Source organism: Pseudomonas sp. Irchel 3E13, assembly GCF_900187455.1.
Classification (GTDB): Bacteria; Pseudomonadota; Gammaproteobacteria; order Pseudomonadales; family Pseudomonadaceae; genus Aquipseudomonas.
Map to the genome: position 1 here is coordinate 166,860 of NZ_FYDX01000006.1, position 16,548 is coordinate 183,407.

General features: G+C 63.6%; 16 protein-coding genes. 11 read left to right on the forward strand and 5 right to left on the reverse strand.

Annotation, left to right across the window (positions count from 1 at the left end; all coding sequences use genetic code 11):
* Positions 1 to 10 precede the first annotated feature (10 nt).
* Positions 11 to 397 carry an MAPEG family protein gene (locus CKW37_RS11880; RefSeq protein ID WP_095155877.1) on the forward strand — a complete coding sequence of 129 codons (387 nt, stop codon included), beginning with the start codon at positions 11 to 13 and terminating at the stop codon, positions 395 to 397.
* Positions 398 to 531: 134 nt separating this feature from the next.
* On the opposite strand, the gene CKW37_RS11885 is transcribed toward CKW37_RS11880, so the two are convergent.
* A complete protein-coding gene (locus CKW37_RS11885; protein WP_095155878.1) occupies positions 532 to 1,689 on the reverse strand; it encodes a murein transglycosylase A in 1,158 nt (385 codons plus the stop codon).
* 132 nt (positions 1,690 to 1,821) lie between these two features.
* Here CKW37_RS11885 and CKW37_RS11890 point away from each other — a divergent pair, with 132 nt between their 5' ends.
* Positions 1,822 to 2,271, forward strand: coding sequence for a cytochrome c (locus CKW37_RS11890; RefSeq protein ID WP_095156111.1), 450 nt, complete (start codon positions 1,822 to 1,824; stop codon positions 2,269 to 2,271).
* Between the two features lie 60 nt (positions 2,272 to 2,331).
* On the opposite strand, the gene CKW37_RS11895 is transcribed toward CKW37_RS11890, so the two are convergent.
* The 4 genes from CKW37_RS11895 to CKW37_RS11910 form a co-directional block, all read right to left on the reverse strand.
* Entirely contained in the window at positions 2,332 to 2,727 is a 396-nt protein-coding gene (locus CKW37_RS11895) for a DUF1090 domain-containing protein (protein ID WP_095155879.1), read from the reverse strand.
* Positions 2,728 to 2,782: 55 nt separating this feature from the next.
* Positions 2,783 to 4,456: an NAD-dependent DNA ligase LigB gene (gene ligB, locus CKW37_RS11900; RefSeq protein WP_095155880.1), complete on the reverse strand. Its 1,674-nt coding sequence runs from the start codon at positions 4,454 to 4,456 to the stop codon at positions 2,783 to 2,785.
* A gap of 188 nt (positions 4,457 to 4,644) precedes the next feature.
* Positions 4,645 to 5,835 carry a methionine adenosyltransferase gene (gene metK / locus CKW37_RS11905; protein ID WP_095155881.1) on the reverse strand — a complete coding sequence of 397 codons (1,191 nt, stop codon included), beginning with the start codon at positions 5,833 to 5,835 and terminating at the stop codon, positions 4,645 to 4,647.
* An 18-nt stretch (positions 5,836 to 5,853) separates the two neighbouring features.
* The gene (locus CKW37_RS11910; protein ID WP_095155882.1) at positions 5,854 to 6,849 is read right to left on the reverse strand and encodes a metalloregulator ArsR/SmtB family transcription factor; all 996 of its coding nucleotides are present in this window, start codon (positions 6,847 to 6,849) and stop codon (positions 5,854 to 5,856) included.
* Positions 6,850 to 7,108: 259 nt separating this feature from the next.
* Here CKW37_RS11910 and tkt point away from each other — a divergent pair, with 259 nt between their 5' ends.
* The 9 genes from tkt to CKW37_RS11955 all read left to right on the forward strand — a co-directional run bounded on the left by tkt (position 7,109) and on the right by CKW37_RS11955 (position 16,448).
* Entirely contained in the window at positions 7,109 to 9,106 is a 1,998-nt protein-coding gene (gene tkt / locus CKW37_RS11915) for a transketolase (RefSeq protein ID WP_095155883.1), read from the forward strand.
* A gap of 121 nt (positions 9,107 to 9,227) precedes the next feature.
* A complete protein-coding gene (gene epd / locus CKW37_RS11920; RefSeq protein WP_095155884.1) occupies positions 9,228 to 10,298 on the forward strand; it encodes an erythrose-4-phosphate dehydrogenase in 1,071 nt (356 codons plus the stop codon).
* A 12-nt stretch (positions 10,299 to 10,310) separates the two neighbouring features.
* Positions 10,311 to 11,474: a phosphoglycerate kinase gene (locus CKW37_RS11925; RefSeq protein ID WP_095155885.1), complete on the forward strand. Its 1,164-nt coding sequence runs from the start codon at positions 10,311 to 10,313 to the stop codon at positions 11,472 to 11,474.
* Between the two features lie 32 nt (positions 11,475 to 11,506).
* Positions 11,507 to 11,725 carry a hypothetical protein gene (locus CKW37_RS11930; RefSeq protein ID WP_095155886.1) on the forward strand — a complete coding sequence of 73 codons (219 nt, stop codon included), beginning with the start codon at positions 11,507 to 11,509 and terminating at the stop codon, positions 11,723 to 11,725.
* A 50-nt stretch (positions 11,726 to 11,775) separates the two neighbouring features.
* Entirely contained in the window at positions 11,776 to 12,108 is a 333-nt protein-coding gene (locus tag CKW37_RS11935) for an MliC family protein (protein WP_095155887.1), read from the forward strand.
* Positions 12,109 to 12,208: 100 nt separating this feature from the next.
* A complete protein-coding gene (fba, locus tag CKW37_RS11940) occupies positions 12,209 to 13,273 on the forward strand; it encodes a class II fructose-bisphosphate aldolase (RefSeq protein WP_095155888.1) in 1,065 nt (354 codons plus the stop codon).
* Between the two features lie 198 nt (positions 13,274 to 13,471).
* A complete protein-coding gene (locus CKW37_RS11945; protein ID WP_095155889.1) occupies positions 13,472 to 15,592 on the forward strand; it encodes a bifunctional diguanylate cyclase/phosphodiesterase in 2,121 nt (706 codons plus the stop codon).
* Positions 15,593 to 15,633: 41 nt separating this feature from the next.
* The gene (locus CKW37_RS11950) at positions 15,634 to 16,134 is read left to right on the forward strand and encodes a YgjP-like metallopeptidase domain-containing protein (RefSeq protein WP_095155890.1); all 501 of its coding nucleotides are present in this window, start codon (positions 15,634 to 15,636) and stop codon (positions 16,132 to 16,134) included.
* A 17-nt stretch (positions 16,135 to 16,151) separates the two neighbouring features.
* The gene (locus CKW37_RS11955) at positions 16,152 to 16,448 is read left to right on the forward strand and encodes a helix-turn-helix domain-containing protein (RefSeq protein WP_095155891.1); all 297 of its coding nucleotides are present in this window, start codon (positions 16,152 to 16,154) and stop codon (positions 16,446 to 16,448) included.
* Positions 16,449 to 16,548 lie beyond the last annotated feature (100 nt).

Consider the following 16,548-nt stretch of genomic DNA (forward strand, 5'->3'; position numbering starts at 1 on the left):
GGACTGAACCATGACTGTCGCCTTCTGGTGTGTATTGATCGCCCTGTGCCTGCCGTACCTGTGTACGAGCGTCGCCAAGTTCGGCAGCGGGCGCTTCAACCTGCGCCACAACCATGATCCCCGGGCCTTCCTCGACAACCTCGAAGGCTGGCCGCGCCGGGCGCACGCGGCGCAGATGAACAGCTTCGAGATTTTGCCGGCGTTCATCGCGGCGGTGCTGATCGCCGACGTTGTCGGCAATGCCGAGCAGGTCACCCAGGATGTGCTGGCGGTGCTGTTTATCACCAGTCGCCTGCTTTACATCATCTGCTACCTGGCGGACTGGGCGGCGCTGCGGTCGGTGGTGTGGTTTGCCGGGGTTGGGTTGATCATCAGTTTCTTTGTGGTTTCAGCCTGATTGGCGGTGCTCTTTTTGGCGCGAGCTTGTCGGGGCGCAGAACCGTCGCGAAGGAGTGCATAGCGCTCCCATTTCTGCGGCCGCTGCGCGCCCGTTCGCGAGCAAGCTCGATCCCACAGAACCTGTGAGCCTGCTTACTTGGCCTCGGTCTGCGGCACCGCCGGCAAGGCCATCCCCTTCGGCCACAGCAACCAGATCTGCCCCTGCTGCTTCATGTCCCCCGCCAGCTTGCCGGCCGCGTCGCCCGTTCCCCAGAACAGGTCCGCGCGCACTTCACCGGCGATTGCGCCGCCCGTGTCCTGCGCCGCCACCGGACGTATCACCGGGCTGCCGTCGGGACGGGTGGTGGACAGCCAGAGCAGGCTGCCCAGCGGGATCACCTTGCGGTCAATCGCCACGCTATAGCCTGCGGTCAGCGGTACGTTAAGCGAACCGCGCGGGCCTTCATTGCTGTCCGGACGGGTGCTGAAGAACACGTAGCTGGGGTTGCTCGCCAGCAATTCCGGCACCCGCGTCGGGTTGGCCTGGGCCCAGGCGTGGATGGCGCCCATGGTCACGTCTTCTTTGTTCAATTGACCCTGCTCAACCAGCCAGCGGCCCACCGGACGATAAGGATGGCCGTTCTGGTCGGCGTAGCCCAGGCGAAGTTGCCGGCCGTTATCGAGCTGGACGCGGCCCGAGCCCTGGATCTGCAGGAATTGCAGGTCCATCGGGTCAGTCAGCCAGGCCACGACCGGCGCTTTCACGCCCTGGCGCTGGATCACTTCGGCAGTGTCGTAGGGCTTGAGGGTGCGGCCTTCGAGGCGGCCCCGCAGACGCTTGCCCTTGAGTTCGGGATAGACGCTATCCAGCGCCACCACGATCAGGTCGTCGGGGATGCCGTATACCGGCACGTTGGCGCGCTCGGTGCGGGTTTCGCTGCCGGGATAGACCGGCTCGTAGTAGCCGGTGATCAGGCCGCTGGCGTTGTTTTCCGCCGAGCGCAGGCTGTAGACCTCCAACTGATTACCGAGGAAGTCGCGGATCTGCCGGGCATCCGCCGGGACGTTGGCCGCTGCGGCGCAGGTCGGGCCCCAGGCCGTGTCGTTCTTGAGGCGCTGGCAGGCGCTGCGCCAGGCTTCGAAGCCGGCCACCAGATCGGCTTCGGCGACGCTCGGCAGGTCTTGCCAGGTGGCGTGGGTGTAGGTGGCGACCGGGTGCGGTTTGGATTTTTCCGGGGCGCCGCCGTTGCAGCCGGCGAGCAGGGCGAACAGGGAGAGGGTCCAGCCGAGGCGGCGCAGGGGAATATTCATGCGGGTATTTCCTTTGCGGGTCGTGCGGGGCGCGAGGGCCTCTGCACAACCCGTAGTTTTCTTGGGGGTATTGGTCTTTGCCGGTGAGGCGAGGATACTGGCCGCCTTTTTTACCGTGAGCCGTTGATGACCATGATGCTCAAGCGTTGTTCCGTTGTACTCCTGGCCTGCCTGACCCTGACCGCCTGTGGCGGGGTCGATCCGAATTCGCCACTGGGCCAGCGCAAGGCCATCTTCAAGCAGATGCTCAAGACCAGCGAGGACATGGGCGGCATGTTGCGCGGGCGCGTGACCTTCGACGGGCAGAAATTCGCCGATGGCGCGGTCAAGCTCGACGGGCTGTCCCGTGAGCCGTGGAAGCATTTTCCGCAGGTCAAGGAAACGGATGATACCAGCGCCCGGGCGGATGTCTGGGAGAAGCAGGCGCGGTTCGAGGAACTGGCGCGGCAACTCGAGGCGACGACGGCCGAGCTTGTGACCGTCACCCGGGTTCAGCCGTTGCAGGCCGCGCAGTTGCAGGCGCCGATGGACAAGGTCGAGGCGGCGTGCAAGGCGTGTCATACCGAGTTCAGGAATCACTGAGAAACAGTGATCGCGACGGTTCGGCGGGTGCCGAACCGTCGCGATGTCTGAAAACCCGCCTTACTTCTCCAGTTCCTGCAGCGCGTTCTGCAGTTCCTTATTGGCTTCGGCCAGTTTGTCCTTGCGCTTGTTGATTTTCTCCGAGTCGCCTTTCTTCATGGCCTTGTCCAGGTCTTTCGTGCGCTGGGAGACTTCGTGGCGGGCGTCGAGAACTTTCTTTTCGCGCTCTTTGCGCAGGCCGGCGTCGGTGCAGTTGGCCTTCACTTCGCTCAGGGCCTTTTCCAGCCCGGCTTGCTGCTCGGCGTTGCCGTGGCTGCGGGCCTGTTCGATCTGGACGCTGATGGCCTGCTGCTTGGCGGCGCATCCGGTCAGGCCCGGCTGTTCTTCGGCGGCCAGCACAGGGGCCGCGAGTACAGCGCAGAGGGTGAACAGGGCAAGCGGGGAAATCGATTTCATAAAAGCTCCGTCGTCGGGCAAGCAGAACCCGTGATGCTGCCCTGATCCACGGGATTTAGAAACCCTCGATTGCATGTTCGGCCAGACGAACGGCGAGCTTCCTGACCTGCGGATCGTTGAAGAACGCCACCAGTTGCCCCGCGCGCAGCGGCCCGATACCCGGCTCCTGTTGCCATTGCGCGGCGCTGCGTGAGGCCAGTACCGCCCAGGAATCGCCCAGGTTAGTTTGTTTCGGCGCCGGCACCCCCAGCGCCCTGGCCCAGCGGTTGAATGGCTGGGCGCGTGCCTGGCCAAAGGCGGTATGCAACTGCTGGCTGCTGCGTTCGGCGATGCCGTTGATGCTCAGCAGGTCGTCCGGCTGCAGGTCGAGCCAGTCGGCAAGGCTGTTCAGCCGACCGGCGTCGAGCAGTTTGTTCCAGGTGCCGGGGCCGACGCCTGGCATGTTCAGCCCCCGTTTGCCCGCCAGCCAGGTCAGGCGTTCGAGAAACTGCTCGCGGCAGCCGACGTCTGGCTGCCAGCAACTGAGCGGGTGATAGGTGTCCAGTGCAGGCGGTGTCACGTTGTTGTGCCGGGGGCCGCGCTCGGTGACCGCTTCGATCCGCGGGATGGTCAGCCCGGCGAGGCTGAGGGTGATCTGGTCGCCGGGCTGGATATCCAGTTGCTGCCAGCGTTGCAGCGAGCCGGCGCTGACCTGGCGCACCAGGCGGTCGTCGAGGCGCACCGGTTCGAGCTGGATGACCGGGGTGATGCGGCCGGTTCGGCCAACCCGGAAGTGCACGTCCCGCACATCGGCCACGGCTTGAGCGAACGGGTATTTCCACGCCGCGCTCCAGTGCGACGCCCGCGGCTGCCAGCGTTCCGCCGGCGGTTGCCGAGCCTGATGCAGCACCACTCCGTCGCTGGCGAATGGCAGGGGCGAGCGATACCAGTGCTGGCGCCAGCGCACGGCGTCTTCGAGGCGGTTGACCGGCTGGCTGTAGGTTTCGCTGTTGCGCAGGCCAAGGGCGGTGAGCCGGGCGAGGCGTTCACGGGGATCTTGCGGGCCATCGGGCCAGGCCCAGATGAACAGGCCCAGGTTGCGCCCGTCTTCGGCGCTGACCTGATGCCGAGCCAGCAGGCCGGCGACCCGGCTGCGGGCGTTGAGGCTGCCGGCGCTGGCCTGGACATGGCCGTCCAGGCGCCAGAACAGCTCGCCTTGCAGGGTCAGGTCGCGGGCTTCGTCGAGGTTGCGTAGGGCGGGGTCGAGGGCGGGGATATGCCGGCTCCAGTCATGACCGGTGCTGCCATCGCCGCGGCTGATCAGTTGCACCAGTGTGCCGCCCTGATAGATCAGCGTCGCCGCCACGCCATCGACCTTGGGCTGGACCCACACGTCTTGCCGGCCTTTGAGCCAGGCCGCGACGGCGTTCTCGTCCGCCAGCTTGTCGAGGCCGGTGTGCGCCACCGGATGGCGGATCGGGCCGGCCGCGCTGGCCAGCGGGTTGGCGGTGTTGATATCGGTGCCGGGGAAACAGCCTTGCAGACGGTGCAGGCGTGCGCGGTGCTGGTCGTACAGTTCGTCGCTGACCAGCGAGACACCGAGACGGTGGTAGTGGTCGTCCCAGATGGCCAGGCGGTCCCGCAGTTCAGCGAGCTGGCGGGTGGCAACGCTGCCGGTCCAGTCGGGACAGGCCTGGGCGAAGGCCGGGACGGAAAGGAAAAACAACAGCAGGGCGGTGATCAACGGCATGACGAGCGTCCTTGCTCGGCGGAATGGAAATCACAGCCTAGGAATAGAGTGCCCAAGGTGTTTGGCCCGGTGTGTCAGGCCATGTTTCTACGCCGCGAAACCGCTTGAAAGCGGCGCGGCGATGCAACGCTCGGACACAAAAAAGCCCCGGCCAGTGACCCGGCCGGGGCTCTTTCAACGCTGGGGGATTACAGGCCGGCGGCGGCGCGCAGGGCGTCAACGCGGTCAGTCAGTTCCCAGGTGAAGGTGGTGAAGGTGTCGTCGCCGACAGTCTTCTGCTGCGGGGTACGGCCGAAGTGACCGTAGGCAGCGGTTTCCTGATACATCGGGTGCAGCAGGTCGAGCATGGTGGTGATTGCGTACGGACGCAGGTCGAAGCACTCGCGCACCAGGTTGATGATCTTGTCGTCGGAGATCTTGCCGGTGCCGAAGGTGTTCAGCGAGATCGAGGTCGGCTGGGCCACGCCGATGGCGTAGGAGACCTGGATTTCGCAACGCTCGGCCAGGCCGGCGGCAACGATGTTCTTGGCGACGTAACGACCGGCGTACGCGGCGGAACGGTCAACCTTGGATGGATCCTTGCCGGAGAACGCGCCGCCGCCGTGACGGGCCATGCCGCCGTAGCTGTCGACGATGATCTTGCGGCCGGTCAGGCCGCAGTCGCCTACCGGGCCACCGATGATGAACTGGCCGGTCGGGTTGATGTGGAACTGGGTGTCCTTGTGCAGCAGTTCGGCAGGCAGGGTTTGCTTGACGATCAGCTCCATCACGGCTTCTTTCAGGTCTTTCTGCGAAACCTCGGGGTTGTGCTGGGTGGACAGCACGACCGCGTCGATACCGACAACCTTGCCGCCTTCATAGCGGCAGGTGACCTGGGATTTGGCATCCGGACGCAGCCACGGCAGCAGGCCGGACTTGCGCGCTTCGGCCTGGCGCTCGACCAGACGGTGCGAGAAGCAGATCGGTGCTGGCATCAGCACGTCGGTTTCGTTGCTGGCGTAGCCGAACATCAGGCCCTGGTCGCCGGCGCCCTGGTCTTCCGGCCTGCTGCGGTCAACGCCCTGGGCGATGTCCACGGACTGCTTGCCGATGATGTTCATGACGGCGCAGGTCGCGCCATCGAAGCCGACGTCGGAGCTGTTGTAGCCGATGTCGACGATGACTTTACGCACGATGTCTTCGAGGTCGACCCAGGCCGAAGTGGTCACTTCGCCAGCGATGATCGCCACGCCGGTTTTCACCAGGGTTTCACACGCCACACGGGCGAATTTGTCTTGCGCGATGATGGCGTCCAGCACCGCGTCCGAAATCTGGTCGGCGATTTTGTCCGGATGCCCTTCAGATACGGACTCGGAGGTGAAAAGGGAGTATTCGCTCATCTCGACGGGTTCCTAAATTTACCGGTGGTGAGTGTTGCCAGTCGGCCGCTGAAAATGGCGGACCTGGATCTGGAAACCATTACGTAAGCCCACATAGAGGCTGTCTCCGGGAGCCAGTCCCGCAGCGCACGCCCAACGAAGCAGGTCGTCCTGTTCAAAGCCCAGCCAGAGATCGCCGCAGGCTTCGCGGGCCCAACTCTGGTCGTGGCTGCATAACTCTGTAACCAACAGGCTGCCGCCTGGTTTGACGCGTTCGGCCAGTTGTTCCAGGGCCGCGGCCGGATCGCTGAAGTGGTGCAGGACCATGTTCAGCACGACGCAATCGGCCTGGACCTCGGTGGTATTGAGGGCATCGGCCAGTTGCAGGTTTACGTTAGCCAGCCGTTCGCGCTGGCACACCTGGCGGGCCAGGTCGAGCATGGTCGGGCTGTTGTCCAGTGCGGTGACCTGGGCGAAGCGCCGGGCCAGCTCGGGAAGAAACTCGCCGTCGCCGGGGCCGACTTCCAGGGCACTCGCGCCGGGCTCGAAGCTGAGCTTGTCGAGCAGCGTCAGCAGGCTTTCGCGGTACTGCGCCAGGCCTGCGATCAGGTCTTGCTGGGCACGGAATTTCTCTTCCACGCGCAGGAAGAAGTCCTGGCTGGTGGCCGCGCGCCGTTGCTGGACCTGGCCGATACGCGCCTGCATGTCTTCCGCCAGCGGCAGCCCGTCGACTTCTTCGAGCAGCGCGGCGTGCAGCTTGCCGCCCAGGCTCAGGCCGTCGGGCAGGGCGCGGCGATAGAAGATCGCGTTGCCTTCGCGGCGGGTCGCCACCAGTTCGGCCTGGGCCAGCACCTTGAGGTGGTGGCTCATGCCGGACTGGCCAATGGCGAAGATCTGCGCCAGTTCCAGCACGCCGAACGAATCGCTGGCCAGCACGCGCAACACGTTCAGGCGCAGCGGGTCGCCGCCCGACTTGCACAGGGCAGCCAGGCGGTCGCTTTGCCGAGAATCCGGAACGGGTACGCGAATATTCATGGGGCGGCAGTCTAGTCAGGCCAAACCCGCGTCGCAAGATCAATATCAAAAAGTTTTGATATTGGTCGATGGGCGGAGCTAAAACTGTCGGCGGGGCAGGCTTTTTCGGCTGTTTCGTTGGTCCGGCCACGGAATCACCGCGCAAACGCAGGAAAATCGTTCCAGTTCGACCATCCGTCATTGCCCCCGGGCATGCGCCTGGGCGAAAATGGCCGCCTTTTTTCCGTTCGTTCTTTATTCAAGCCCCAGGAGACAAGCGATGCCCAGCCGTCGTGAGCGTGCCAACGCCATTCGTGCCCTCAGCATGGATGCCGTGCAAAAAGCCAACAGCGGCCATCCCGGTGCCCCCATGGGCATGGCGGATATCGCCGAGGTTCTTTGGCGTGACTTTTTGAAGCACAACCCGAGCAACCCGAATTTCGCTGACCGTGACCGCTTCGTGCTGTCCAACGGCCACGGCTCGATGCTGATCTATTCGCTGCTGCACCTGACCGGCTACGACCTGTCCATCGATGACCTGAAGAGCTTCCGCCAACTGCACAGCCGTACCCCGGGCCACCCGGAGTTCGGTTACACCCCTGGCGTCGAGACCACCACCGGTCCGTTGGGCCAGGGCCTGGCCAACGCCGTGGGCTTCGCCCTCGCCGAGAAAGTGCTGGGCGCCCAGTTCAACCGTGCTGGCCATAACGTCGTCGATCACAACACCTATGTGTTCCTCGGCGATGGCTGCATGATGGAAGGCATTTCCCACGAAGTCGCTTCCCTGGCCGGTACCCTGGGCCTGGGCAAGCTGGTTGCCTTCTACGATGACAACGGCATCTCCATCGACGGTGAAGTCGAAGGCTGGTTCACCGACGACACGCCGAAGCGTTTCGAGTCCTACAACTGGCAGGTAATCCGCAACGTCAACGGCCACGATGCCGACGAAATCAAGACCGCCATCGAGACCGCCCGCAAGAGCGAGCAGCCGACCCTGATCTGCTGCAAGACCATCATCGGTTTCGGTTCGCCGAACAAGCAGGGCAAGGAAGATTGCCACGGTGCCCCACTGGGCAACGACGAAATCGCCCTGGCCCGCAAGGAACTGAACTGGAACTACGGTCCGTTCGAAGTGCCTGCCGAGATTTATGCCGAGTGGAACGCCAAGGAAGCCGGTGCCGCCGCCGAAGCCGAGTGGAACAAGCGCTTCGACGCTTACGCCGCCGCCTTCCCTGAGCTGGCCAGCGAACTGAAGCGTCGTCTGAACGGCGACCTGCCGGCCGACTTCGCAGAGAAATCCGCCGCCTACATCGCCGAAGTTGCCGCCAAAGGCGAGACCATCGCCAGCCGCAAGGCCAGCCAGAACACCCTGAACGCTTTCGGCCCGCTGCTGCCGGAACTGCTCGGCGGCTCGGCCGACCTGGCCGGTTCCAACCTGACCCTGTGGAAAGGTTGCAAGGGCGTCAGCCATGAAGATGCCAACGGCAACTACATGTACTACGGCGTGCGCGAATTCGGCATGACCGCAATCATGAACGGCGTCGCCCTGCACGGCGGCCTGGTGCCTTACGGCGCGACCTTCCTGATGTTCATGGAATACGCCCGTAACGCGGTGCGCATGTCCGCCCTGATGAAACAGCGCGTGATCCACGTCTACACCCACGACTCCATCGGTCTGGGCGAAGACGGCCCGACTCACCAGCCGATCGAGCAACTGAGCAGCCTGCGCAGCACGCCGAACCTGGACACCTGGCGTCCGGCTGACGCCGTCGAATCGGCGGTGTCCTGGAAGCACGCCCTGGAGCGCAAGGACGGTCCTTCGGCGCTGATCTTCTCGCGCCAGAACCTGCAGCATCAGGACCGCGACGCCCAGCAGATCGCCGACATCGCCCGTGGCGGTTACGTGCTCAAGGACTGCGCCGGCGAGCCTGAGCTGATCCTGATCGCCACCGGTTCTGAAGTGGGCCTGGCTGTTCAGGCGTTCGACAAGCTGAGCGAACAGGGCCGTAAAGTCCGCGTCGTGTCGATGCCGAGCACCAGCGTGTTCGACGCCCAGGACGCTGGCTACAAGCAGTCGGTACTGCCGCTGGAAGTCGGTGCGCGCATCGCCATCGAAGCTGCCCACGCGGACTTCTGGTACAAGTACGTCGGCCTGGAAGGTCGCATCATCGGCATGACCACTTACGGTGAATCGGCTCCGGCCAGCGCACTGTTCGAAGAGTTCGGCTTCACCCTGGAAAACATCCTGGGTACTGCCGAAGAGCTGCTGGAAGACTGATGTAAGGATCTGCGGATCGATGACAAGCCCGCCCCCGCATTTGCAGGGGCGGGCTTGTCACCGAATGCGACAACGCAAAAAACCGCCGATTGCCGATAACGATCTGTTCCGTGAGCCCCCAATGTCTCAACCGCGTCCCTATAAAGTTGCACTCAACGGTTACGGCCGTATCGGTCGTTGCGTCCTGCGCGCACTCGTCGAACGGGGCGCGAAGGCGGGCTTCGAGATCGTTGCGCTGAATGACCTGGCCGACCAGGCCAGCCTGGAATACCTGACACGCTTCGACTCCACCCACGGGCGTTTCCCCGGCGAGGTGAAGGTCGACGGCGACTGTCTGCATATCAATGGCGACTGCGTGAAAGTACTGCGCAGTGCCACACCCGAGGGCATCGACTGGGCGGCGCTGGACGTCGACCTGGTACTGGAATGCTCCGGGGCCTACAACACCCGCGCCGATGGCCAGCGCTTCCTTGATGCGGGCGCACCGCGGGTGCTGTTTTCCCAGCCGATGGCCAGCGAGCAGGATGTTGATGCCACCGTGGTCTACGGCATCAACCAGGACTGCCTGACCGGCGACGAGTTGCTGGTGTCCAACGCCTCCTGCACCACCAACTGCGGCGTGCCGCTGCTGCGGGTGCTGGATCAGGCGTTCGGCATCGACTATGTGTCGATCACCACCATCCACTCGGCGATGAACGACCAGCCGGTCATCGACGCCTATCACCACGAAGACCTGCGCCGCACCCGTTCGGCGTTCCAGTCAGTGATTCCGGTGTCCACCGGCCTGGCCCGGGGTATCGAGCGACTGCTCCCGGAACTTGTCGGGAGAATCCAGGCCAAAGCCGTGCGTGTACCGACGGTGAACGTGTCGTGCCTGGACATCACCCTGCAGACCACCCGCGACACCACGGCCGCCGAGGTCAACCAGGTGCTGCGGGACGCGGCCCTGAGCGGACCGCTGCAGGGGCTGCTGGCGTATACCGAGCTGCCCCACGCCAGTTGTGATTTCAACCATGACCCGCATTCGGCCATCGTCGATGCCAGCCAGACCCGTGTTTCCGGCCCTCGCCTGGTGAACCTGCTGGCCTGGTTCGACAACGAATGGGGGTTCGCCAACCGCATGCTCGACGTCGCCGATCATTTTCTGCGCGTCGTGGACCACACCACCCGCACCACTCGCAAACAGCCCTGAAGGACTGCATTCATGACCGTTTTGAAGATGACCGACCTCGATCTGCAAGGTAAGCGCGTACTGATCCGCGAAGACCTCAACGTCCCTGTGAAGGACGGTGTGGTTGCCAGCGATGCGCGCATCCTTGCTTCGCTGCCGACCATCAAGCTGGCCCTGGAGAAGGGCGCGGCGGTGATGGTCTGCTCGCACCTGGGTCGTCCGACCGAAGGCGAGTTCTCGGCCGAGAACAGCCTCAAGCCGGTTGCCGACTACCTGAGCAAGGCCCTGGGCCGCGACGTGCCGCTGGTCGCCGACTACCTGGACGGTGTCGAGGTGAAGGCCGGTGACATCGTGCTGTTCGAGAACGTGCGCTTCAACAAGGGCGAGAAAAAGAACGCCGACGAGCTGGCGCAGAAGTACGCCGCGCTGTGCGACGTGTTCGTCATGGATGCCTTCGGCACCGCTCACCGCGCTGAAGGTTCGACCCATGGCGTGGCCAAGTTCGCCAAGGTCGCCGCTGCTGGCCCGCTGCTGGCCGCCGAGCTGGACGCTTTGGGCAAGGCCCTGAAAGCGCCGGCCAAGCCGATGGCCGCCATCGTTGCCGGCTCCAAGGTGTCCACCAAGCTGGACGTGCTGAACAGCCTGAGCCAGATCTGCGACCTGCTGATCGTCGGTGGCGGCATCGCCAACACCTTCCTTGCCGCGGCCGGTCACAAGGTCGGCAAATCGCTGTACGAGCCTGATCTGGTCGAGACCGCCAAGGCCATCGCCGCCAAGGTCAACGTGCCGCTGCCGGTGGACGTGGTGGTTGCCAAGGCCTTCGCCGAAGACGCCGAAGCCACCGTCAAATCGGTTGCCGACGTTGCTGACGACGACATGATCCTGGACATCGGTCCGAAAACCGCCGAGCAATTCGCCGAGCTGCTGAAATCGTCGAAAACCGTGCTGTGGAACGGCCCGGTCGGCGTGTTCGAGTTCGACCAGTTCGGCAACGGCACCAAGACCCTGGCCAAAGCGATCGCGCAAAGCAGCGCATTCTCCATCGCCGGTGGTGGCGACACCCTGGCGGCCATCGACAAATATGGCGTCGCGGCCGATATCTCCTACATTTCTACCGGTGGCGGTGCGTTCCTCGAATTCGTCGAGGGCAAGGTCCTGCCGGCGGTCGAGGTTCTGGAACAGCGGGCCAAGGCCTGAGTCGCCCGGTGCCTGGCAGAGGGAGCGAACGGATGATCAAGCGCTTGTCCTTGATGGTCATGAGCGTCGTGCTGAGCGCCTGCTCCAGCACGCCTGACTCCGCTCCCGATCGGCCCGCCGCGGAAAAGGGTGGCTGCTACCAGTCCGAATGGCAGGCGGAGACCGCGCCGGTCATCAATAAACGGCTCGGTCCCGATGGCCTGGAAAAATACGACGACGAACATCAGCGCCGGGCCAAGGGATGCCCTTGATCGGCTCGCGACAACCTGTCGCCGGGTTTGTGGTCTGCTGGAGGAAGTGGATGAAAGGTGTTCTGGCCTTGACGGCCCTGGCAACACTCGCAGGATGCGCCAGCTTCACGCCCGCACCGGCGGCGGCCCCGGCCGACAACTGGACCCGCTGGGTCTGCGACAGCAAGGCCGAAGTGCTCTGGCGTGCGGCAGGCGCCGGCAATCAGGAGATGGACGTACGCCTTGGCGGCGGCGATCAGGTCTACCGGCTCAAACCCGAGCCGTCCGGATCCGGAGCGCTGTACAGCGATGGCGTGCTGGCCTTGCACACCAAGGGCGATGAGGGCCTGGTGTACTGGGTTGCGACCAACGATTTGATAGGGCGGGGCTGCAAGGCACCGTGACTGGCCGGGCCGGCTGATACTGGCCCACACAACTTGAACAGCAACCGCCGCTGCGGCAGGTTTGCACGAAAAACGACGCTTGTCGGGAGAGAGATACACAATGGCACTCATTAGCATGCGCCAGATGCTGGACCACGCCGCCGAGTTCGGTTACGGCGTTCCAGCTTTCAACGTCAACAACCTGGAACAGATGCGCGCAATCATGGAAGCCGCTGACAAGACCGACTCTCCGGTGATTGTCCAGGCCTCGGCCGGTGCCCGCAAATACGCCGGCGCGCCGTTCCTGCGCCACCTGATCCTGGCGGCGATCGAAGAATTCCCGCACATCCCGGTGTGCATGCACCAGGACCACGGCACCAGCCCTGACGTCTGCCAGCGCTCGATCCAGCTGGGCTTCAGCTCGGTGATGATGGACGGCTCGCTGAAAGCCGACGGCAAGACCCCGTCCGACTACGAATACAATGTCCGCGTCACCCAGCAGACCGTGGCATTCGCCCACGCCTGCGGCGTTTCCGTGGAAGGTGAGCTGGGTTGCCTGGGCAGCCTGGAAACCGGTCAGGCCGGTGAAGAAGATGGCGTCGGCGCCGAAGGCATCCTGGATCACAGCCAGATGCTGACCGATCCGGAAGAAGCCGCTGACTTCGTCAAGAAAACCCAGGTCGATGCCCTGGCCATCGCCATCGGCACCAGCCACGGCGCCTACAAGTTCACCAAGCCGCCTACCGGCGACATCCTGGCGATCGACCGCATCAAGGAAATCCACAAGCGCATCCCTAACACTCACCTGGTGATGCACGGTTCGTCCTCGGTTCCACAGGACTGGCTGGCGATCATCAACGAGTTCGGCGGTGACATCAAAGAAACCTACGGCGTGCCGGTCGAAGAAATCGTCGAAGGCATCAAGTACGGCGTGCGCAAGGTAAACATCGACACCGACCTGCGTCTGGCCTCCACCGGCGCGATCCGTCGCTTCCTGGCACAGAACCCGGCCGAGTTCGACCCGCGCAAATACTTCGCCAAGACCGTCGAAGCCATGCGCGACATCTGCATCGATCGCTACGAAGCCTTCGGCACCGCGGGCAACGCCTCGAAGATCAAGCCGATCTCCCTGGACGACATGTTCCTGCGTTACGCCAAAGGCGAGCTGGCCGCGAAGGTCAACTGATACGCGCGTAAAGCAAAAAAACCCGCAGCGATGCGGGTTTTTTTATGCCTGTTGATCACCCAGGAAGACCGTTAGTCGGCGAACTATCGTTAAAACACCTGTTGGCCAGTTGCCAGCTTTAGATTTGGAAAACTCGGGTCTAGAGTCACATTCGCAGATTTCATCCGAAAGATGACGTAGTTGCCAGAGAGAAGCAGCATGGAATGCGCTCAAATTCCGACCCAAGAAGTCGGCTCGGTTCTACTGGTCGTTGATGACTATCCGGAAAACCTGACCAGCATGCGTGCCTTGCTTGCACGTCAGGATTGGCAAGTCTTGACTGCCAGCTCGGGGATCGAAGCCCTGAGTACCTTGCTTGAACATGAAGTCGACCTGGTTCTGCTGGATGTGCAGATGCCGGGCATGGACGGTTTTGAAGTGGCCCGCCTGATGCGCGGAAGCCAGCGCACCCGGCTGACACCAATCATTTTCCTGACCGCCAACGAACAGACCCAGGCGGCGGTGCTCAAAGGCTACGCCAGCGGCGCCGTGGATTACCTGTTCAAACCCTTCGACCCGCAAATTCTCAAGCCCAAGGTGCAGGCCCTGCTCGACCAGCAGCGCAACCGTCGTGCCTTGCAGCGGCTGACCCGCGACCTGGAAGCGGCTCGTGCCTTTAATGCCTCGGTGTTGGAGAACGCTGCCGAGGGCATCCTGGTGGTGGCCGAGGACGGCATTATCCGCTTCGCCAATCCGGCCATTTCCCGTTTGCTGCTCGCCTCGGTCGATCAGTTGCAGGGCGCCGACCTGCTGGACTTCGTGTTGTCGCCGACGGCGGCGCAATGGCGCGAGTCGGCGTTTTATCAGGCGTACCTGGAACGGGATATCTTCCGCCTGCATGACGCCGTGCTGCGCACCAGCAATGGCCAGGCGCTGCCGGTGGCGCTGTCCTGCGCCGCCTTGCCCGGCGAACAGCGCGCGATGGTGGTGACGGTGCTGGACATGTCGGTGGTGCGCAGCCTGCACCAGCAACTGGAGCATCAGGCGGTCACCGATCCGCTTACCGGCCTGCTCAATCGCCGTGGTTTCTATCAAGCTGCGGAAAGTGCGCTGGTACGCAGCGAACATTCGGACAAGCACCATGCCTTGATGTACCTGGACCTCGACGGCTTCAAGCGGGTCAACGATTCCCTCGGGCACGAAATCGGCGACCAGGTGTTGCACTGGGTCGCTGAGCAACTGAAGGATTGCCTGGGTGGCCACGGCATCCTGGCGCGGATGGGCGGCGATGAGTTCACGGCCTTGCTCGACGACCTCGACTACCCCGAACAGGCGGCGCGTTTAGCCGAGAAGTGCATCGAGCGCATGTCGATCCGCCAGCAGATCGACGGCCTGGAAGTGGTGCTCGGGGTCAGTATCGGTATTGCTATCTACCCCGACTGCGGTGCCAACCTCGACGGGTTGTTGCGCGCTGCCGATACGGCGATGTACGCGGCCAAGCAGGCCGGGCGCCAGCAGTATCGTTATTACGACGAGGACCTCAACGGCCGCGCCCGTTCGCGGCTGATGCTCGAAGACAGCGTTCGCGCGGCGGTGGATAACCAGGATTTCACCCTGGTGTTCCAGCCGCAGGTGGCGTTCTCCGACGGTCGCCTGCGCGGCTTCGAGGCGCTGTTGCGGTGGCGGCATCCGAGCGTCGGCGATGTGCCGCCGGGGCTGTTCCTGCCGTTGCTGGAAGAAGCGCGGTTGATCAACCGCCTGGCCAGTTGGATCTACTGCCAGGGCGCCGAGCAGCGGCGGGCCTGGTGCGGGCATTTCCCTGACGACCTGACCCTCGGCATCAGCCTCAGCCGGGTGCAGTTCGGCATGCCCAACCTGATCGAAGAGCTGTCGCAGGTGATCGCCGATGCCGGCCTGGCACCGAGCCAACTGGAAGTGGAAATCGCCGAAACATCGCTGACCGACAACCTGGACACGGCGTTGCGCCAGTTGCGCAAGTTGCGCGAGTTGGGCGTGCGCGTGGCTCTGGACGACTTTGGCGCCGGCGACTGCTCGCTGCGCCTGTTGCGCGATCTGCCGATCGATACCCTCAAGCTTGACCGCCACCTGGTGGCGCGCCTGCCCGATTCCGCCGCCGACGCGGCGCTGGTGCGTTGCGTCATCGAACTCTGCGAGCAGTACTGCATCAGCGTGATCGCCGAAGGCGTGGAGACCCCGGCGCAGGCGCAATGGTTGCGCGAGCACGGCTGCGAGTACGTTCAGGGCTTCCTTGTGGCGCGGCCGATCACCTCGGCGGAAGCCGGTCGCTTCCCGGCCTTTTTTGACTGGCAAGGGCAGTAGTTGGGTACACTGCGGCCTTTCCCCTTTCACCCGCAGCAGCCATGAACACCCTCAAGTACCTGCAAGCCTACCCGCCCGCCCTGCAAGATCAGGTGCGTCAGTTGATTGCCCGTGGCCAGTTGGGCGACTACCTGCAAAAGCGCTATCCGGCCCGGCATGACGTGCAGAGTGACAAGGCGCTGTACAGCTACGCGCAGAACCTCAAGCAGGAACACCTGCGCAACGCGCCAAACCTCGACAAAGTGCTGTTCGACAACCGCCTCGACCTGACCCACCGTGCGCTCGGCCTGCACACGGCGGTTTCGCGGGTGCAGGGTGGCAAGCTCAAGGCGAAGAAAGAGATCCGCATCGCTTCGCTGTTCAAGGAGGCAGCGCCGGAGTTCCTGCGCATGATCGTGGTGCACGAACTGGCGCACTTCAAGGAGGCCGAGCACAACAAGGCTTTCTACAAACTCTGTGAATACATGCAGCCGGGCTACCATCAACTGGAGTTCGACCTGCGCGTTTACCTGACCTGGCGCGAGTTGCCGGGCGATCAGTGAGTCAAAGGACCCTTTGCATGGACGTAAGCAAGACCAAGAGCAGTTTCTACCGTCGCCTGTACGTTGCCTGGCTGATCGACAGCCAGACCGCCAGCAGCGTCCCGGCGCTGATGGCCGCCACCGGCATGCCCCGCCGCACCGCGCAGGACACCATCGCTGCGCTGGCTGATCTGGATATCGTTTGTGAGTTCGAGCAGGAAGCGGGGGCGCGCAACCATGCCGGGCATTACCGGATTCATGATTGGGGTGCGATCGACAAGGGGTGGATCATTCAGAATCTGAGGTCGATTCGCGAGGTTCTGGGGTATCCCTGATTGACCTGCTTTCTGGCTCGCCGCAGATCCCTGTAGCGGGCTTTTCAGCAACAGCGCGCTCAAGAATTCGAGTGCTGACTATTTCCCTCGATGAACCCGC

What these genes read in the sequence shown, in the direction of transcription:
- CKW37_RS11880 (WP_095155877.1), top strand. Translation starts at nt 11, where the DNA reads ATGACTGTCGCCTTCTGGTGTGTATTGATCGCCCTGTGCCTGCCGTAC.
- CKW37_RS11885 (WP_095155878.1), bottom strand. Translation starts at nt 1,689, where the DNA reads ATGAATATTCCCCTGCGCCGCCTCGGCTGGACCCTCTCCCTGTTCGCC.
- CKW37_RS11890 (WP_095156111.1), top strand. Translation starts at nt 1,822, where the DNA reads ATGATGCTCAAGCGTTGTTCCGTTGTACTCCTGGCCTGCCTGACCCTG.
- CKW37_RS11895 (WP_095155879.1), bottom strand. Translation starts at nt 2,727, where the DNA reads ATGAAATCGATTTCCCCGCTTGCCCTGTTCACCCTCTGCGCTGTACTC.
- ligB (WP_095155880.1), bottom strand. Translation starts at nt 4,456, where the DNA reads ATGCCGTTGATCACCGCCCTGCTGTTGTTTTTCCTTTCCGTCCCGGCC.
- metK (WP_095155881.1), bottom strand. Translation starts at nt 5,835, where the DNA reads ATGAGCGAATACTCCCTTTTCACCTCCGAGTCCGTATCTGAAGGGCAT.
- CKW37_RS11910 (WP_095155882.1), bottom strand. Translation starts at nt 6,849, where the DNA reads ATGAATATTCGCGTACCCGTTCCGGATTCTCGGCAAAGCGACCGCCTG.
- tkt (WP_095155883.1), top strand. Translation starts at nt 7,109, where the DNA reads ATGCCCAGCCGTCGTGAGCGTGCCAACGCCATTCGTGCCCTCAGCATG.
- epd (WP_095155884.1), top strand. Translation starts at nt 9,228, where the DNA reads ATGTCTCAACCGCGTCCCTATAAAGTTGCACTCAACGGTTACGGCCGT.
- CKW37_RS11925 (WP_095155885.1), top strand. Translation starts at nt 10,311, where the DNA reads ATGACCGTTTTGAAGATGACCGACCTCGATCTGCAAGGTAAGCGCGTA.
- CKW37_RS11930 (WP_095155886.1), top strand. Translation starts at nt 11,507, where the DNA reads ATGATCAAGCGCTTGTCCTTGATGGTCATGAGCGTCGTGCTGAGCGCC.
- CKW37_RS11935 (WP_095155887.1), top strand. Translation starts at nt 11,776, where the DNA reads ATGAAAGGTGTTCTGGCCTTGACGGCCCTGGCAACACTCGCAGGATGC.
- fba (WP_095155888.1), top strand. Translation starts at nt 12,209, where the DNA reads ATGGCACTCATTAGCATGCGCCAGATGCTGGACCACGCCGCCGAGTTC.
- CKW37_RS11945 (WP_095155889.1), top strand. Translation starts at nt 13,472, where the DNA reads ATGGAATGCGCTCAAATTCCGACCCAAGAAGTCGGCTCGGTTCTACTG.
- CKW37_RS11950 (WP_095155890.1), top strand. Translation starts at nt 15,634, where the DNA reads ATGAACACCCTCAAGTACCTGCAAGCCTACCCGCCCGCCCTGCAAGAT.
- CKW37_RS11955 (WP_095155891.1), top strand. Translation starts at nt 16,152, where the DNA reads ATGGACGTAAGCAAGACCAAGAGCAGTTTCTACCGTCGCCTGTACGTT.